Origin of the sequence: Enterobacter sp. Lyrl_3 (genome assembly GCF_051948675.1) — a bacterium.
In the GTDB taxonomy this organism is placed as follows: Bacteria; Pseudomonadota; Gammaproteobacteria; order Enterobacterales; family Enterobacteriaceae; genus Enterobacter; species Enterobacter cloacae.
Map to the genome: position 1 here is coordinate 108,451 of NZ_JAYJLI010000004.1, position 17,290 is coordinate 125,740.

At 54.7% G+C, this 17,290-nt stretch carries 16 protein-coding genes; 3 read left to right on the plus strand and 13 right to left on the minus strand.

Features of this window, described 5'->3' with window-relative positions:
- Positions 1-16 precede the first annotated feature (16 nt).
- On the minus strand, positions 17-1,060 hold the full coding sequence (locus VF709_RS10420; RefSeq protein WP_020688503.1) for a GMP reductase: 1,044 nt from the start codon (positions 1,058-1,060) through the stop codon (positions 17-19).
- 228 nt (positions 1,061-1,288) lie between these two features.
- On the opposite strand from VF709_RS10420, the gene coaE reads away from it, so the two are divergent.
- Genes coaE through yacG form a run of 3 tightly spaced genes read left to right on the plus strand, consistent with a single transcriptional unit; the run spans position 1,289 to position 2,856 of the window.
- Positions 1,289-1,909 carry a dephospho-CoA kinase gene (gene coaE / locus VF709_RS10425; RefSeq protein WP_014830656.1) on the plus strand — a complete coding sequence of 207 codons (621 nt, stop codon included), beginning with the start codon at positions 1,289-1,291 and terminating at the stop codon, positions 1,907-1,909.
- Positions 1,909-2,652, plus strand: a complete 744-nt coding sequence (zapD, locus tag VF709_RS10430; RefSeq protein ID WP_047352027.1) for a cell division protein ZapD — start codon at positions 1,909-1,911, stop codon at positions 2,650-2,652. Before coaE ends, zapD begins: the two co-directional genes overlap by 1 nt.
- 9 nt (positions 2,653-2,661) lie before the next feature.
- Positions 2,662-2,856, plus strand: a complete 195-nt coding sequence (gene yacG, locus VF709_RS10435) for a DNA gyrase inhibitor YacG (RefSeq protein ID WP_003856332.1) — start codon at positions 2,662-2,664, stop codon at positions 2,854-2,856.
- Between the two features lie 34 nt (positions 2,857-2,890).
- On the opposite strand, the gene mutT is transcribed toward yacG, so the two are convergent.
- From mutT to murD, 12 genes are all read right to left on the minus strand, one after another.
- Positions 2,891-3,283: an 8-oxo-dGTP diphosphatase MutT gene (gene mutT / locus VF709_RS10440; protein WP_020688501.1), complete on the minus strand. Its 393-nt coding sequence runs from the start codon at positions 3,281-3,283 to the stop codon at positions 2,891-2,893.
- A gap of 56 nt (positions 3,284-3,339) precedes the next feature.
- Positions 3,340-6,045, minus strand: a complete 2,706-nt coding sequence (gene secA, locus VF709_RS10445) for a preprotein translocase subunit SecA (RefSeq protein ID WP_013095581.1) — start codon at positions 6,043-6,045, stop codon at positions 3,340-3,342.
- A 59-nt stretch (positions 6,046-6,104) separates the two neighbouring features.
- Positions 6,105-6,608: a secA translation cis-regulator SecM gene (secM, locus tag VF709_RS10450; protein ID WP_013095579.1), complete on the minus strand. Its 504-nt coding sequence runs from the start codon at positions 6,606-6,608 to the stop codon at positions 6,105-6,107.
- Between the two features lie 280 nt (positions 6,609-6,888).
- On the minus strand, positions 6,889-7,806 hold the full coding sequence (lpxC, locus tag VF709_RS10455) for a UDP-3-O-acyl-N-acetylglucosamine deacetylase (protein ID WP_013095578.1): 918 nt from the start codon (positions 7,804-7,806) through the stop codon (positions 6,889-6,891).
- 101 nt (positions 7,807-7,907) lie between these two features.
- A complete protein-coding gene (gene ftsZ, locus VF709_RS10460) occupies positions 7,908-9,059 on the minus strand; it encodes a cell division protein FtsZ (RefSeq protein WP_008501978.1) in 1,152 nt (383 codons plus the stop codon).
- 63 nt (positions 9,060-9,122) lie between these two features.
- Entirely contained in the window at positions 9,123-10,379 is a 1,257-nt protein-coding gene (ftsA, locus tag VF709_RS10465; RefSeq protein ID WP_006173845.1) for a cell division protein FtsA, read from the minus strand.
- Positions 10,376-11,218 carry a cell division protein FtsQ gene (gene ftsQ / locus VF709_RS10470; RefSeq protein WP_013095577.1) on the minus strand — a complete coding sequence of 281 codons (843 nt, stop codon included), beginning with the start codon at positions 11,216-11,218 and terminating at the stop codon, positions 10,376-10,378. Before ftsQ ends, ftsA begins: the two co-directional genes overlap by 4 nt.
- A 1-nt stretch (position 11,219) precedes the next feature.
- Positions 11,220-12,140 (minus strand): D-alanine--D-alanine ligase, encoded by a 921-nt coding sequence (locus VF709_RS10475; protein WP_038981206.1) that lies wholly within the window; start codon positions 12,138-12,140, stop codon positions 11,220-11,222.
- Positions 12,133-13,608 (minus strand): UDP-N-acetylmuramate--L-alanine ligase, encoded by a 1,476-nt coding sequence (murC, locus tag VF709_RS10480; RefSeq protein WP_013095575.1) that lies wholly within the window; start codon positions 13,606-13,608, stop codon positions 12,133-12,135. The genes VF709_RS10475 and murC overlap by 8 nt, the downstream gene beginning before the upstream one ends.
- 58 nt (positions 13,609-13,666) lie before the next feature.
- Positions 13,667-14,731: an undecaprenyldiphospho-muramoylpentapeptide beta-N-acetylglucosaminyltransferase gene (gene murG, locus VF709_RS10485; RefSeq protein WP_013095574.1), complete on the minus strand. Its 1,065-nt coding sequence runs from the start codon at positions 14,729-14,731 to the stop codon at positions 13,667-13,669.
- Entirely contained in the window at positions 14,728-15,972 is a 1,245-nt protein-coding gene (ftsW, locus tag VF709_RS10490; protein ID WP_013095573.1) for a cell division protein FtsW, read from the minus strand. Before ftsW ends, murG begins: the two co-directional genes overlap by 4 nt.
- Positions 15,972-17,288 (minus strand): UDP-N-acetylmuramoyl-L-alanine--D-glutamate ligase, encoded by a 1,317-nt coding sequence (murD, locus tag VF709_RS10495; protein WP_023620010.1) that lies wholly within the window; start codon positions 17,286-17,288, stop codon positions 15,972-15,974. The genes ftsW and murD overlap by 1 nt, the downstream gene beginning before the upstream one ends.
- Positions 17,289-17,290 lie beyond the last annotated feature (2 nt).

A 17,290-nucleotide genomic window follows, 5' to 3' on the forward strand; every position in this document is an offset into this window, starting at 1 on the left:
TACGCCAGCAGAAATATTACAGGCTATTGAAAACGCGGTTTTCCTGCTCCTGAACGCGGATAAACGTCGTACGTTTTGTCAGCTCTTTCAGACGAGATGCCCCAACGTAGGTACATGCGGAACGCAGGCCGCCCAGGATGTCACGAGCCGTGTTTTCGACCGGGCCACGCAGGGGCAGCTTCACGGTTTTGCCTTCCGCAGCACGGTATTTTGCCACGCCACCTACGTGACGGGTCATTGCTGATTCTGAGCTCATGCCGTAGAACAGCATGAACTTCTCGCCGTTCTCTTCAACCACGGTGCCGCCGCTCTCTTCATGACCCGCCAGCATGCCGCCAAGCATCACGAAATCCGCGCCGCCGCCAAAGGCTTTCGCGACATCACCCGGCATGGTGCAACCGCCGTCGCTGATGATCTGGCCACCCAGACCGTGCGCGGCATCAGCACACTCAATCACCGCAGAAAGTTGCGGGTAACCCACACCGGTCTTCACACGCGTGGTACACACGGAACCCGGGCCAATGCCCACTTTTACGATGTCTGCACCGGAAAGGATCAGCTCTTCACACATTTCACCGGTTACCACGTTGCCCGCGATAATGGTTTTGGTGGGCCAGGCCTCACGCGCCTTGCTGACAAACTGCACGAAGTGCTCGGAGTAACCATTTGCCACATCAATACAGACAAAATTGAGCGCCGGGTTAGCGTTAAGAATCTGTTTGGTCTTCTCGAAATCGGCATCGGAGGTACCGGTGGAAACCATGACATGCTTCACCACATCGTCCGATGCAGAGGCGATAAAGGCATTCCACTCTTCCGGGCTGTAGTGCTTATGCACAGCGGTAAGGATATCGAATTTCGCCAGCGCGGTCGCCATCTCGAAGGTTCCCACCGTATCCATATTGGCTGCGATGATCGGCACGCCAGACCAGGTCTGACCGGAATGTTTAAAGGTGAATTGACGTTCGAGTTCAACGTCTGAGCGACTTTTCAGTGTAGAGCGTTTAGGGCGGATAAGAACGTCTTTGAAACCTAACTTCAGATCTTCTTCGATACGCATGTGCGGATTCCTGGGGTTAGAGGCAAATATGTTAAAAGCACAACTCCAGTGACGTTATCATACGCACTAATACCTGCTCCGCAAGACTGCGAAATTCTCTTTTTTTACGCTACAATCCTATAAATTTACCTGGTAAAAAGCCGGTAAAGAGAGCCAAACAGTGGCTGGCGCACGTTTGAATTTTAACCAACTGATTTTAATAATGAATAATTCCCAGGATTTGATTTAATGGGGTATATCGTCGCATTAACCGGCGGCATCGGTAGCGGGAAAAGTACCGTTGCGGACGCATTTTCTCGTCTGGGTATCACCATAATCGATGCCGATATCATTGCCCGTCAGGTGGTAGAGCCAGATACACCCGCACTAAACGCCATTAAGGCACATTTTGGTCAGGCAATTATCAACGCGGATGGCACGCTAAATCGCCGCAAGCTTCGTGAGTGCATTTTTTCTGATTCTTCAGAAAAGGCCTGGCTTAATGCTCTGCTCCACCCCATTATCCACCAGGAAACCCAGCGTCAGATTGCCGCAGCCCGCTCGCCGTATGTTCTGTGGGTGGTTCCGCTGCTGGTAGAGAATCAACTGCACAATAAAGCCGACCGGGTACTGGTCATTGATGTCTCACCCGAAACGCAAATCCAGCGCACCGTGGCGCGCGACCATGTCTCGCGCGAACAGGCTGAACAAATTCTTGCCGCTCAGGCCACGCGCGCTCAGCGCCTTGCCGTTGCGGATGATGTTATTGATAATAACGGCGCACCAGATGCCATTGCATCGGATGTTGCCCGCCTGCACGCGCAGTATCTGACGTATGCCGCGCAGGCCGTTGCACAGGAAAAACCATAATGTCGACCCACATCCTTTTTGAGCATCCGCTCAACGAAAAAATGCGTACCTGGCTGCGTATCGAATTTCTGATTCAACAACTCTCACAACATTTGCCCATCAACGATCATGCGACGGCGCTGCACTTCTTCCGCAATGTGGGCGATCTTCTGGATGTAATTGAACGAGGCGACGTTCGCACCGAGCTACTGAAAGAGCTGGAGCGCCAGCAGCGTAAATTACAGGCCTGGGCCGAAGTTCCGGGCGTTGACCAGAGCCGCATTGATTCACTCCGTCAACAGCTTAAAAACAGCAGCAGTACGCTGATGGCCGCTCCCCGCGTTGGGCAGTTTTTGCGTGAAGACCGCTTAATCGGGCTGGTGCGCCAGCGCCTGAGTATCCCGGGCGGCTGCTGCAGCTTTGACCTGCCGACACTGCATATGTGGTTGCATATGCCGCAGCTCCAGCGTGATGCACAGGTGAAAAGCTGGCTGGACAGCCTGGAGCCGATGCATCAGACGTTATCCCTGATCCTCGATCTCATCCGTAACTCGGCGCCATTCCGCAAGCAAACCAGCCTGAACGGTTTCTACCAGGACAACGGTGATGATGCGGATCTGCTGCGTCTGAACCTCTCTCTGGGTGAACAGCTTTACCCGCAAATCTCCGGGCATAAGAGTCGTTTTGCGATTCGCTTTATGCCGCTGGATAGTGAAAATGGCACCGTGCCGGAACGCCTCGATTTTGAACTGGCCTGTTGTTAAGGAGTGCCTATGTCTGATGTAACCACCGTAAACTGCCCAACCTGTGGCAAAACTGTTGTCTGGGGAGAGGTGAGTCCGTTTCGCCCATTCTGCTGTAAGCGCTGTCAGTTAATTGACCTGGGCGAATGGGCGGCGGAAGAGAAACGCATTCCAAGTGAAGGCGACCTCTCAGACAGCGATGACTGGAGCGAAAACCAGCAGTAGCGGTAGATGCCTGCTGGCGCTTCGCTTAGCAGGCCTACAGGTTGCCCGTTAGCCGGGATATGACGGGCGCATTTGCCGGAGGAAATTTTTCGGCATCACTCGCGTGAAGCGAAACCCAGCCACCCGGTTGACCCTCTTTCCCCCAGGGTTCCCCCTCCCAGCTTTCCACAAGCCAGAACCACAACGTGATGTGACGATCCGGAAACTGGTATTCCAGCTTATCAAACAGCGTTGCGCCAATCGGAGTAATGCCGACCTCTTCCTGAAGCTCACGCACCAGCGCCTGCTCCGGCGTTTCACCGGACTCGATTTTCCCGCCAGGAAACTCCCACTTGTTTGCCATGTGGGCGTCAGCGGCACGTTGCGTAATGAAGATTTGGTTTTGCGGGTTGCGAATAATCCCGACAGCAATTTGCAGTTTTTTCATATTGTCACTTCCATAAAAAAGGCGCAGATTTCTGCGCCTTTTCGTTTTTTATGAACTTAGCTCAGGCGGCCGTGGCACGCCTTATATTTTTTACCGGAGCCGCATGGGCACGGATCGTTACGCCCCACTTTGCGATCGCCAGTTTGCGCGGCGATCGCCGCAGCGGCTTCGCTATCGTCAGTCTGGTGGCTGAGCTGCTGCATCTGTGCCAGACGCTCGGCTTCCTCACGACGCTGTTGCTCCATCGCTTCCACTTCTTCCGGCATACGCACCTGCACTTTGCTCAGGGTGCTGATAACTTCATATTTCAGCGACTCCAGCATGGAGGCAAACATCGAGAAGGATTCGCGCTTGTACTCCTGCTTAGGATCTTTCTGCGCATAGCCACGCAGGTGGATCCCCTGACGCAGGTAGTCCATCGCCGCCAGGTGCTCTTTCCACAGTGAGTCCAGCGTCTGCAGCATCACCCCTTTTTCGAAGTGACGCATCATCTCAGCGCCAACAACCTCTTCCTTACGCTTGTATACCTCCAGCGCGGTTTCGTAGATACGCTCGCGCAGGGTCTCTTCGTGCAGCTCTGGCTCTTTATCCAGCCACTCTTTGATTGGCAGGTCGAGGTCGAAGTCGTTTTTCAGGCGCTCCTGAAGGCCTTCGATATCCCACATCTCTTCCAGAGACTGAGGCGGAATGTGCGCATCGATAGTCGCTTTGAACACATCTTCACGAATGCTGTTGATGGTTTCGCTCACGTCGGATACGTCCAGCAGTTCGTTACGCTGGGTATAGATAGCACGACGCTGATCGTTGGCGACGTCGTCATATTCCAGCAGCTGCTTACGAATATCGAAGTTGCGGCTTTCCACTTTACGCTGCGCGTTGGCAATCGCTTTGGTCACCCATGGGTGCTCAATGGCTTCACCTGGTTTCATCCCCAGCTTACGCATCATGCCGGAAACACGGTCAGAGGCGAAGATACGCATCAGCGCATCTTCCATCGACAGGTAGAAGCGGGAAGAACCGGCATCACCCTGACGACCTGCACGACCACGCAGCTGGTTATCGATACGACGTGATTCGTGACGCTCGGTACCAATGATATGCAGACCACCAGATGCCAGAACCGCGTCATGACGCACCTGCCAGTCGGCTTTGATCTGCGCAATCTGTTCCGGCGTTGGGTTTTCCAGCTCAGCCACTTCGGCCTGCCAGCTACCGCCCAGCATAATATCGGTACCACGACCCGCCATGTTGGTGGCGATGGTCACGGCCGCCGGATAACCCGCCTGCGCAACGATATCTGCTTCTTTGGCGTGGAATTTGGCGTTCAGTACGTTGTGCTTGATACCCGCTTTAGTCAGCTCATTAGACACCACTTCGGATTTCTCGATGGAGATGGTCCCCACCAGAACCGGCTGGCCTTTAGCAGTACGCTCACGAATATCTTCGATGATTGCCTGAATTTTTTCCGCTTCGGTCATGTATACCAGGTCTGGCATGTCCTTACGGATCATTGGACGGTTGGTTGGAACGACAACGGTATCCAGTTTGTAGATGGAGCTGAATTCAAACGCTTCGGTATCTGCTGTACCGGTCATCCCTGCCAGCTTCTCGTACAGACGGAAGTAGTTCTGGAAGGTAATAGACGCCAGCGTCTGGTTTTCGTTTTGAATATCCACGCCTTCTTTGGCTTCAACGGCCTGGTGCAGACCGTCAGACCAGCGACGACCCTGCATGGTACGGCCAGTGTGCTCATCAACGATGATGACTTCGCCGTCTTTGACGATGTAGTCGACGTCGCGAGTGAACAGCGCATGGGCGCGCAGTGCGGCAGTCACGTGGTGCATCAGCATGATGTTGCTCGGGGAGTAAAGAGACTCCCCCTCTTCCATGATGCCTTCAGCCACTAACAGCTCTTCAATTTTAACCAGACCACGTTCGGTCAGGTTCACCTGGCGCGCTTTTTCATCAACGGAGAAGTGGCCTTCACCCTGGAAGGTATCGGAGTCTTCTTTCTCCTGACGCAGCAGGTGCGGAATGATTTTGTCGACTTTACGGTACATATCAGAGCTGTCTTCGGCCGGGCCGGAGATGATCAGTGGGGTACGCGCTTCATCGATCAGAATGGAGTCCACCTCATCCACCAGCGCATAGTGCAATTTACGCTGCACACGTTCTTCAGGGCTGAACGCCATGTTGTCACGCAGGTAGTCGAAGCCGTATTCGTTGTTGGTACCGTAGGTGATATCGGCGTTATACGCTTCGCGCTTGGCTGGCGCAGGAAGACCGGACATGTTGATGCCGACGGTCATCCCCAGGAATTCGAACAATGGACGGTTATTTTCGGCGTCACGCTGTGCCAGATAGTCGTTGACGGTCACGACGTGCACGCCTTTGCCGGTCAGTGCGTTCAGGTAGGCAGGCAGCGTCGCGGTCAGGGTTTTACCTTCACCGGTACGCATTTCCGCGATGCAGCGCTCGTTAAGCACCATACCGCCCAGCAGCTGCACGTCGAAGTGACGCATGCCGAATACACGTTTACTCGCTTCACGCACAACCGCGAAGGCTTCCGGGATCAGGCTTTCTAAGGTTTCGCCTTTTTCCAGGCGTGCGCGGAATTCTGCGGTTTTCGCTTTCAGCTCGTCATCAGACAGCTTCTCCATCGCCGGTTCCATACCGTTGATGACAGCGACAGCTTTGCGCATACGGCGCAGGGTACGATCGTTACGACTACCAAAAACTTTGGTTAATAATTTGATTAGCATAATAAATTCTCAAACGCCCCATAACGGGCAGATAAATTAAGGTATTGAAAACGGTTAATTTAACTGAGGCGCTGAGGCCCGGCGCGGATGCCATGAACCTGGCTTATCCACGTCGAGACAGAGAATGTGGCGGGTGAAACAACGATGGATTGCGCTGTCTGCGGAACGCTAACAGCTGGCTGGCTGTCCTGCGTCAACAGCGCGTTGAGCGTATCCAGCAGCGCAAGGTGTTGCGCCTGAACCGGCAGCGTCTCTTCAGCAACCGGTATGGCCTGCGGCGCCATTGCAAATGACAGATGGCGGATAACCGTGCGGATGGCGTGCTGCTGCCAGTAATCTACCGAAAAGTTAGGACGGCGGCTGGCTTCAAGCCACGCAAGATTGGTGAAGTTAACGCGCGCGGTGAGATCGTGTTTAGTGGTTGACGTCTTTGCCGGTGTGGCAGCTTCGGCGCTATTGCTGAGCGCAGGCAAGCCGAAACTCGCCGCGACCATCCCTAATAAGAGATGCGGCCAGAAGTAACGTCTGCCAAATTGTCGCCAGCGCGTCAGAATTCCGCTCACTTGCTCCACCACATAAACCCGTCTTAAACAGGCTGAGTTCAGTTATTCTTTTAAGCGCCCAGATATTACCACTAAAGCCAATACACAGCAGCAGGAATGACATACTGCAGCGGGGAAAAACGGTCAAGAATGCAGCTAACGCACAGATTTTCTACGCCTGCTAAGCGAAAGGGGAAGCTGGGGCAAAATGAAGAAAGGTAAAAATAAAAACGACTGGTTTCCCTGGTCGGAGAGAGTACCAGATTAACCAGTCGATTTTTTTACGAAACGGCTTGAACCGTTACGCCAGAACCAGGCCAGGAGCTTTGAAGGCCAGCGGCAGTTCAGCTTCGTCTTCGAAGGTCACATACTCCCAAGCTTCCTGTTTTGCCAGGACGGCCTGCAAGAGTTTGTTATTCAGCGCATGACCGGATTTGAACGCGGTAAATGCACCAATAATGTTGTGACCACACATGAACAGGTCGCCAATTGCATCAAGCATTTTGTGGCGAACGAATTCATCTTCGAAACGCAGACCGTCTTCGTTCAGTACGCGATAATCGTCAACAACGATGGCACAATCGAAGCTGCCGCCCAGGCACAGGCCGCGGGACTGCAGATATTCGATATCACGCATGAAGCCGAAAGTACGAGCACGGCTGATCTGGCGCATAAACGCATCAGCAGAGAAGTTCATCGCATAGCGCTGGGTACTGGCATCAATCGCCGGATGGTTAAAATCGATGGTGAAGTCCAACGAGAAACCATTGTACGGTTTGAATTCAGCCCACTTGTCGCCATCTTCGACGCGAACGGTCTCTTTGATGCGAACAAATTTCTTCGCGCAGTTCAGTTCTTCGATGCCGGCATCCAGCAACAGATAAACGAACGGAGCAGCACTACCATCCATGATCGGGATTTCTGGCGCATCGACTTCAACAATAATGTTGTCGATACCCAGACCCGCCAGGGCGGCGTTCAGATGCTCTACGGTAGAAATCCGCACGTCATGCTCGTTCACCAGACAAGTACAGAGCATAGTATCACGCACAGATTTGGCATCGGCCGGAAAATCTACCGGTGGATTCAAGTCGGTGCGACGATAGATGACCCCGGTATTGGCCGGCGCAGGGCGTAACGTCAGGGTGACTTTCTTGCCGGTATGTAAACCGACACCTGTCGCCTGAACGATACGTTTAAGTGTCCTTTGTTTGATCATCGTATAATCTCGCCAAATTAACTATCCAACCGAGAGTGTATATCACTAACGGTGGGCCAGTTTAGCACAAAGAGCGGAAATCCCCAAATTCCAGCCAATTCTTAGTCAGCTTGCTTACGCAGGAACGCCGGGATATCCAGATAATCTGGCTCTTTCGCCGTTTGCGGCGTTGGGTCATTAACCACTTTCGCGGCCGGTTTTTGCTCCTGAGTCAGAGGAGACATACCGTGCTGCTGGTAACGATCCATTACCGGTTGCTGAGTCTGCTTGTTCGTCACCAGAGTGATTTCAGGACGCTTGTCCATACCGATACCGGTAGCAACAACCGTTACACGCAGCTCGTCGTTCATTTCCGGGTCAAGGGAGGTACCGATTACCACGGTCGCGTTGTCAGAGGCGAACGCACGGATGGTGTTACCCACGGTTTCGAACTCATCCAGACGCAGGTCAAAGCCAGCGGTGATGTTGACCAGCACGCCACGCGCACCCGACAGATCGATATCTTCCAGCAGCGGAGAAGAGATAGCCATTTCTGCTGCTTCTTCCGCACGGTCTTCACCGCTCGCCACGCCGGAGCCCATCATCGCGTAGCCCATTTCGGACATCACGGTGCGAACGTCAGCAAAGTCAACGTTCATCAGGCCAGGACGGGTAATCAGTTCAGCGATACCCTGAACCGCGCCTTTCAGCACGTCGTTTGCTGCGCCAAAGGCATCCAGCAGAGAGATACCGCGACCCAGCACTTTCAGCAGTTTGTCGTTCGGGATGGTGATCAGCGAGTCCACATGCTTGGACAGCTCGGTGATACCCTGCTCCGCGAAGGCCATACGTTTCTTGCCTTCAAAATTGAAAGGCTTGGTCACGACAGCAACGGTCAGGATACCTAAATCTTTAGCCACTTCAGCCACAACAGGTGCTGCGCCGGTACCTGTACCGCCACCCATACCTGCTGCGATGAAGACCATGTCCGCACCTTCCAGTGCAGCACGCAGCGCTTCACGATCTTCTTCAGCCGCATTGCGACCTACTTCCGGGTTAGCCCCTGCGCCCAGACCTTTGGTGATGCCACCACCGATCTGGATAGTCTGGCCGACTGCCGTCTTACGCAGTGCCTGTGCATCAGTGTTAACCGCAAAGAATTCAACACCTTCAATGCGCTCGCGCACCATATGCTCTACGGCGTTACCGCCGCCGCCACCGACGCCGATGACTTTAATCACCGCGTCGTTGGTCAGTTCCATAGGTTCAAACATAATTTCTCTCTCCGTTGTGCCTGTCGCCCGAGACCGTTAATTCTCTCCGGTCTCTTAAAAAAATTAAAACTCTTTTCGCAGCCAGTTGTTCAGTCGTTTGACCCACGACCCCACTGAGACGCGTTTTTCCACTTCTGCTTCACCACTGAGATGGGATTCTTTCCCGTAGTGGAGCAGGCCCACAGCCGTTGAATAGTAAGGCTCCTGGGCATAATCCGTTAAACCGGTAATATTCAGCGGTGCGCCAATACGCACCTGCGTATGGAACACACGCTGCGCACAGGCCGCAAGACCTTCAATTTGCGCTGCACCGCCGGTTAATACAATCCCCGCCGCAAGATGATGTTTTACGCCCTGCTGGCGAAGCTGTTCCTGTAACTGCAAAATCTCTTCGTTGACCAGGTTGAGCAGCTCGGTATAGCGTGGCTCAATCACCTCTGCCAACGTCTGGCGCTGCAGGCTACGCGGCGGACGACCGCCCACGCTTGGCACTTCAACGCTCTCATCTTTGCCAACGATAGACCCCAGCGCACAACCGTGGCGCACTTTAATCGCTTCTGCATCGCTTGGCGGCGTACCAAACGCGTAGGCAATATCGCTGGTCACCACGTTCCCCGCGTAAGGGATCACTTTGGTGTGGCGCAGGGCACCGCCGGTATACACGGCCATATCCATTGTACCACCACCAATATCGACCACACAGACGCCCAGTTCACGTTCATCTTCGGTCAGCACGGAATAGCTTGCCGCCAGACCGGCGAAAATAAGTTGGTCAACTTTCAGGCCACAACGTTCAACGGCTTTTACGATGTTCTTCGCCATATCGTTGTGACATGTGATCAGGTGCACTTTTGCCTGCATACGCACGCCAGACAGACCAACCGGGTTCTTGATCCCTTCCTGGTAGTCGATCGCATATTCCTGCGGGATCACGTGCAGCACGCGATGCTCATCGCGCACGCGCACGGACTTCGCCGTATGCACTACGTTTTCAACGTCTTCCTGCGTCACTTCTTCTTCAGAAATGGGCACCATGCCGATTTCGTTCTGGCAGCTGATATGCTTACCAGAGAGGGCCAGATAGACAGAGGAAATCTGGCAATCTGCCATTAATTCAGCCTGATCGATGGCGCGCTGCACGCATTTCACCACCGACTCAAGATCGTTTACCCCACCTTTATCCATACCACGGGACGGGCAACTGCCCACGCCAATGATATTGACCATACCGTCGGGCAGAACTTCCCCTACTAAAGCGGCAACCTTCGCGGTGCCAATCTCCAGTCCAACTACCAGTTTTCTGTCCGTCGCCTTGATCATTGTTGTTCTGCCTGTACCTGTGCCTGATTCTGTTGCTGATTAGGTTCCTCGACCGGAGCCGGTACCCAACCGACTGCTGCGCCTGAGTCATAGCGCAAATCAACGTAGCTTATCCGTTTGCCGTCAGTCTGTGCCTGCTGCTGTAAAACCGGGTAAAGTTCTACAAAACGCGCCAGACGCTTCATCGTGTCGCCGCGGCCAAGGTTGAGCTTAATGCCATTCGTTAAGGTGAGCTGCCACGAACGGCGCGCCGTCATCGCAGCTTCTTTTAACGTAAACCTGTCCTTCGCCAGCACTTGCCCCATCTCGCGAAAACCCTGTAACACTTCGTTTTCGCTGCCTTCAGGACCATACAACATCGGTAAATTTTGCTTGTTGACACGATCGGCCGGGACGCTGAAGGAATTTCCATCTACGTCAACCATGTGCTGATCATTCCAACGCGCAATGGGCACATATTCAACCAGATGAATCTTCAATTCATCAGGCCATTGCTTTCTTACACTCGCCTGTTTTATCCAGGGCAGACGTTCAATCTGACTCTGGATAATGTTGACATCCTGCGTCATAAAGGTGCCAGGCGACCCCAATGCCAGAATCGACTGGCGAATATCATCGTTACGCGTGTAGTGGCGTTCACCGGTGACCACCAACTTCGACAGCGGCAACCGCTGCGCATCTTCCATCCAGCCCAGTACCATCCAGCCGCTGATAAACACGGTGCACAGCACCCCGAGCAGGAAAATAATCCCTGCAAGACGCGTTCCATTACTCCGGCGTGAAGAAGAATATTCTTCCTCGTCATCGCGGTTGCGCGTGTTCAATGCAGCCTGAGACATATCAGCCCGCCTGGTCCAGAATACGTACGACTAACTGCGAGAAGCTCATCCCCGCCTGACGCGCGGCCATCGGCACAAGGCTGTGGCTGGTCATGCCTGGAGAAGTATTCGCTTCCAGCAAATAAAATTGCCCATCACTGTCGAGCATCACATCAATGCGTCCCCAGCCACTGCAACCAAGAATATGCCAGGCTTTAAGCACCAGGGACTGTAAATCCGCTTCACGTTCTGCTTCAAGACCTGCTGGGCAGAAATATTGCGTCTCGTCAGAGAGATACTTCGCCTCATAATCATAGAAGACGCCAGCAGGTTGGATGCGAATCGACGGTAAAATTTCTTCACCAAGCATCGCCACGGTAAATTCCGGTCCGCTGAGCCATTTTTCAATCAGAACTTCTTCATCGTGTTGAAATGCCAGCGCTAAAGCTGACGATAAATCGTCAGCTTTATCAACTTTGGACATCCCAACGCTCGACCCTTCACGGCTGGGCTTTACAATAACCGGTAAGCCCAGCTCAGCAATGCGTGCATTAACGCTATCCTGAAGGCCCATTTCAAATTCGCGGCGCGTCAACGCAACCCACGGCGCAACCGGCAAACCCGCTCCCTGCCACAGCAGCTTACTGCGCAGTTTATCCATTGAGATGGCGGAGGCCATCACGCCGCTGCCGGTGTAGGGCATACCGATGAGATCCAGCAACCCTTGCAGAGTACCGTCTTCTCCTCCACGACCGTGCAGAGCAATAAAGACTTTATCGAAGCCCATTGCTTTCAGCTGCGTTACATCGACCTCTTTCGGATCGACCAGATGTGCATTAACGCCAGCCTCACGCAGGCCCGCCAGTACCGCAGCGCCTGAATTCAGGGAAACCTCGCGCTCGGCGGAGGTGCCGCCAGACAGGACAGCAATCTTATCAGCCATGATGCTCATCCTCCTGAGTTTGCGGCTTCAGTTTGATTTCAGCTAAGGTACGGGCGATTTTGCCGATATTTCCCGCGCCCTGAATCAGAATCAAATCGTTACCTGTCAGTACCGGCGCCAGAATTTCGGCGACCTGAGCAGGATCCGAAACCAAAATAGGGTCTACTTTACCGCGTCCGCGAATGGTTCGACACAGAGAACGGCTGTCCGCGCCTGGGATCGGCGTTTCACCTGCAGAATAAACATCCAGCATCAGCAATGTGTCCACCTGGGACAGCACGCTGGCGAAATCGTCATACAGATCGCGCGTACGCGTAAAACGGTGTGGCTGGAAGATCATCACCAGGTTCTTCTCTGGCCATCCCGCACGTGCGGCCTTAATGGTCGCGTCCACTTCGGTTGGATGGTGGCCATAGTCGTCTACCAGCATGGCAGTACCCGGTTTACCGTTTACCGCATCCAGCGGGAATTCGCCAAGAAAGTCGAAACGACGCCCGGTTCCCTGGAAGCTTTCCAGAGCACGCAGGATCGCATCGTCATCAATGCCTTCTTCTGTTGCGACGGCCACCGCCGCGGCTGCGTTCAGGGCGTTATGACGGCCTGGTGCGTTCAGCGTCACGTGCAGCAGCTCTTTGTCCTGACGCGCCAGGGTGAAATGCCCCTGCGCACCAATCTGTTTGTACTCTTCCACGCGAACATCCGCGTCTTCGCTGAAGCCATAGGTGGTGATCTGACGACCAACCCGCGGCAACAACTCGCGAATGACCGGATCGTCCACACACATTACCGCGCGTCCATAGAACGGCAGGTTATGCAGGAAGTTGATAAAGGTCTGCTTTAAGTTCTCGAAGTCGCCCTGGTAGGTATCCATGTGGTCAGCTTCGATGTTAGTGACAATCGCCACCATCGGCTGCAGATGCAGGAACGACGCATCGCTCTCATCCGCTTCCGCAATCAGATAACGGCTGTGGCCCAGACGCGCATGCACACCTGCTGCTTTTACCAGACCGCCGTTGACGAACGTCGGGTCGAGCCCCGCTTCGGCATAAATACTGGAAACCATCGCCGTGGTCGTGGTTTTACCGTGCGTCCCGGCAATCGCAATCCCGTGACGAAAACGCATCAGCTCTGCCAGCATTTCCGCGCGGCGGATCACCGGAATACGCGCTTCATGCGCGGCCACAATTTCCGGGTTATCAGAGGAGATGGCGCTGGATACCACCACCACACTCGCATCGCGCACGTTTTCCGGGCGATGGTTGAAATAGATAGTCGCCCCAAGCGACGCCAGTTGCTGCGTAACAGGGTTTGGCGCCAGGTCAGACCCGCTGATCTGATAGCCTTCGTTAGCTAACACTTCGGCAATACCGCCCATGCCAGCACCACCGATGCCAACAAAGTGAATGTGCCGGACGCGACGCATCTCGGGCACGATTGAACGCAGTTTTGCCAGTTGTTGTGTATTCATTCTCTAAACGCCATCGACTACTTAAAAAATTTGTGCAGCGCAACACGCGCTGCGAGGGTTAAGCCTGGGCTGCCAGGCTCACTTCTTTTGCCACCCGTTCCGTTGCATCAGGAATGGCCGCCGCACGTGCACGTTGCGCCATCTCCATTAATGTTTCCCGGTTCCAGCCCGCCAGGGTGGTGGCGACCGCATCGGCGGTAAATTGTGGCTGCTCGAATATTTTCGCGGCACCGGCTTTTTCAAGCGGCAGCGCATTCCAGTACTGCTGACGATCTTTGTGCTGGAACGGCACAAACAGAGCCGGTAAACCCGCGGCGGCAATTTCACTCACCGTTAATGCACCGGAGCGACAGACCACGACATCGGCCCAGGCGTACGCTGCCGCCATATCGTCGATAAATTCCGTCACTTTGTGCTGCGGCTGACCTTCTGCCGCATAAGCCTGCTCAACGGTCTGCTGAGCGCCTTTTCCGCTTTGATGCCAGATGGTCACGGCATCACCCAGCTTTGCGGCAACCTGCGGCATCGTCTGGTTCAGGATGCGTGCACCCTGCGATCCGCCGACGACCAGCACGCGAACAGGGCCTTCACGGCCAGCCATGCGGGTATCCGGCAACGGTAGCGCCAGCACATCCACACGCACCGGGTTCCCGACGACGTCCGCTTTCGGGAACGCACCAGGAAATGCCTGCATCACTTTGGTGGCGATTTTCGCCAGCCACTTGTTGGTCAGTCCTGCAATACCATTCTGCTCATGCAATACAACGGGAATGCCCAACGACCACGCGGCAAGTCCGCCCGGACCGGAAACATAACCGCCCATGCCCAGCACCACATCCGGCTGAAAGCGCTTCATGATGCTGCGCGCCTGACGCCATGCGTTGAAAATACGCACCGGCGCCAGAAGCTGGGCCTTAATGCCTTTGCCACGAAGGCCAGAAATACGAATAAAGTCGATCTCAATACCGTGCTTCGGTACCAGGTCGGCCTCCATGCGGTCTGCGGTTCCCAGCCAGCGTACCTGCCAGCCCTGATCCATTAAATGGTGCGCAACCGCCAGCCCCGGGAACACATGTCCACCGGTACCGCCTGCCATCACCATTAACCGCTTCGGTTGATTCATCGTGAACCTCGTGTAAACGCCTGGGCTTTTTCCAGACGCGTTTCATAATCTATACGTAACAACATCATGATGGCCGTCGACATGATCAACAGACTGGAACCACCATAACTGATCAACGGCAACGTCAGGCCCTTGGTCGGCAGCATACCCGCTGCGGCCCCGACGTTAACCAATGCCTGGAAGCTAAACCAGATACCAATTGAACAGGCTAAGAAACCTGAGAAGCGGTGATCGATCTCCAGCGCTTTCCGCCCAATCGACATGGCGCGGAAAGCGACGAAGAATACCATTAATAGCGCTAATACCACACCGATATAACCCAGTTCTTCCGCAATAATGGAGAAGATGAAGTCAGTATGCGCTTCGGGTAAATACTCCAGTTTCTGAACAGAGTTGCCCAGGCCTTGTCCCCAGACTTCACCGCGGCCAAACGCCATGAGTGACTGCGTCAGCTGATAGCCACTGCCAAACGGGTCTTCCCACGGGTTCCAGAACGAGGTCACACGGCGGATACGGTATGGTTCAGCAAGGATCAACAGGACAACCGCTGAAATACCCATCCCGATAATGGCGATGAACTGCCACAGTTTCGCCCCCGCCAGGAACAGCATCGCCAGCGTTGTCACAAACAGAACCACCACGGTACCGAGGTCAGGCTGCGCCAGCAGCAAGACCGCCAGCACCAGAATCACGCCCATCGGTTTCAGGAAGCCGCGAAGGTTGTTACGCACTTCATCTACTTTGCGCACCAGGTAGTTCGCCAGGTAGCAGAACAGGGACAGTTTGGTAAATTCTGCAGGCTGAATACGCAGCGGACCAAAGGCGATCCAGCGCGATGCCCCGTTTACGGAACTCCCCACCACCAGCACGATCAGCAGCATGATGATCGAGGCGATCAGCATCGCGGTACTGTGTCGCTGCCAGAACGCCATTGGCAGACGTAAGGTTATCAGCGCAAGACAGAACGCCAGGATGATGTACAGACCATCTCGCTTGGCAAACAGGAAAGGATCGTTCGCCAGTCGCTGCCCGACGGGCATTGATGCTGACGTCACCATAATAAAGCCGACCGCCGCCAGCCCCAGGGTGAGCCAGAAGAGCGTGCGATCGTACATGATCAGGCTGTCGTTATCTTTCTGACGAGAGCCCATCACCCAGCCTTTCAGTGCCGCAAACAACCACACCAGGACACCAAATCCTGGGAAGCGCGGCATTTTCAGGCGAGGGAGAGATAAACGCATCAGCCTAACTCCTTCGCCAGGCGGGTAAAGAGATCACCACGCTGTTCGAAATTCTTGAATTGATCAAGGCTGGCGCATGCCGGAGAGAGCAGCACCATATCGCCCGGCTTCACGCGAGGAGCAATCAGGCGCATTGCCTGTTCCATGGTTTCGGTCTGCTCGGCGATCTCAGGACGCAGTTCCGCCAGTTCCCTGCCATCACGACCAAAGCAGTAGAGACGGATGTTATCGCCGGAGAGATACTGCTTCAGGGAGGTGAAATCGGCGGATTTACCGTCGCCACCCAGCAGCAGATGCAGAGTACCTTCCACCTGCAAACCATTCAGCGCGGCCTCTGTACTGCCTACGTTGGTGGCTTTGGAATCATTGATCCAGCGTACGCCGTTATGCTCCAGCGCCAGCTGGAAACGGTGCGCCAGACCCGTAAAGGTGGTCAGCGCCTGCAGGCTGGAGGAGCGTGGCAGACCGACGGCATCCGCCAGCGCCAGCGCCGCCAGCGCATTGGTGTAGTTATGCTGACCGGAAAGCTTCATCTCCTTCACGTTCAGCACTTTCTCACCTTTGACCCGCAGCCAGGTTTCACCCAACTGACGGTTCAGATGATAATCACCCATGGTGATACCAAAGCTGATGCAGCGGTCATCGGCACCGCGTACCGGCATGGTCAGGGCATCATCGGCGTTAACGACGCAGACTTTGGCATTTTCATAAATACGCAGTTTGGCTGCGCGATACTGCTGTAGACCAAATGGATACCTGTCCATATGATCTTCGGTCACGTTCAGGATTGTGGCCGCGGCCGCATGCAGGCTGGAGGTGGTTTCCAGCTGGAAGCTGGAGAGTTCCAGTACGTACAGCTCGCAGCCTTTGTCCAGCAGCATCAGCGCGGGCAAACCAATGTTGCCGCCAACGCCGACATTTTTGCCCGCCGCTTTCGCCATCTCACCCACCAGGGTAGTGACGGTGCTTTTTCCGTTCGAGCCGGTAATGGCGATAACTGGCGCCTGCGCTTCGCGACAGAACAGCTCGATATCACCGACAATCTCAACGCCCGCATCGGCTGCGGCGCTCAGTGAAGGGTGCGCCAGCGCCATACCGGGGCTGGCCACAATCAGATCGGCTGCCAGCAGCCAGTCATCATTCAGACCACCAAGGTGGCGTTCAACCTGTTCCGGCAGTTTGTCCAGACCCGGCGGAGAAACACGCGTATCCATCACCCGCGGCGTCACGCCGCGCGCAAGGAAAAAGTCCACGCAGGACAGGCCAGTAAGGCCCAACCCGATGATAACGACTTTTTTGCCCTGGTAATCTGCCATGA

Excerpts from the sequence above, each read along its gene's own strand:
- yacG (WP_003856332.1), top strand. The coding sequence starts at position 2,662 with ATGTCTGATGTAACCACCGTAAACTGCCCAACCTGTGGCAAAACTGTT.
- murG (WP_013095574.1), bottom strand. The coding sequence starts at position 14,731 with ATGAATCAACCGAAGCGGTTAATGGTGATGGCAGGCGGTACCGGTGGA.
- coaE (WP_014830656.1), top strand. The coding sequence starts at position 1,289 with ATGGGGTATATCGTCGCATTAACCGGCGGCATCGGTAGCGGGAAAAGT.
- secA (WP_013095581.1), bottom strand. The coding sequence starts at position 6,045 with ATGCTAATCAAATTATTAACCAAAGTTTTTGGTAGTCGTAACGATCGT.
- murC (WP_013095575.1), bottom strand. The coding sequence starts at position 13,608 with ATGAATACACAACAACTGGCAAAACTGCGTTCAATCGTGCCCGAGATG.
- ftsQ (WP_013095577.1), bottom strand. The coding sequence starts at position 11,218 with ATGTCTCAGGCTGCATTGAACACGCGCAACCGCGATGACGAGGAAGAA.
- ftsZ (WP_008501978.1), bottom strand. The coding sequence starts at position 9,059 with ATGTTTGAACCTATGGAACTGACCAACGACGCGGTGATTAAAGTCATC.
- VF709_RS10420 (WP_020688503.1), bottom strand. The coding sequence starts at position 1,060 with ATGCGTATCGAAGAAGATCTGAAGTTAGGTTTCAAAGACGTTCTTATC.
- zapD (WP_047352027.1), top strand. The coding sequence starts at position 1,909 with ATGTCGACCCACATCCTTTTTGAGCATCCGCTCAACGAAAAAATGCGT.
- ftsA (WP_006173845.1), bottom strand. The coding sequence starts at position 10,379 with ATGATCAAGGCGACGGACAGAAAACTGGTAGTTGGACTGGAGATTGGC.
- ftsW (WP_013095573.1), bottom strand. The coding sequence starts at position 15,972 with ATGCGTTTATCTCTCCCTCGCCTGAAAATGCCGCGCTTCCCAGGATTT.
- mutT (WP_020688501.1), bottom strand. The coding sequence starts at position 3,283 with ATGAAAAAACTGCAAATTGCTGTCGGGATTATTCGCAACCCGCAAAAC.
- lpxC (WP_013095578.1), bottom strand. The coding sequence starts at position 7,806 with ATGATCAAACAAAGGACACTTAAACGTATCGTTCAGGCGACAGGTGTC.
- murD (WP_023620010.1), bottom strand. The coding sequence starts at position 17,288 with ATGGCAGATTACCAGGGCAAAAAAGTCGTTATCATCGGGTTGGGCCTT.
- VF709_RS10475 (WP_038981206.1), bottom strand. The coding sequence starts at position 12,140 with ATGGCTGATAAGATTGCTGTCCTGTCTGGCGGCACCTCCGCCGAGCGC.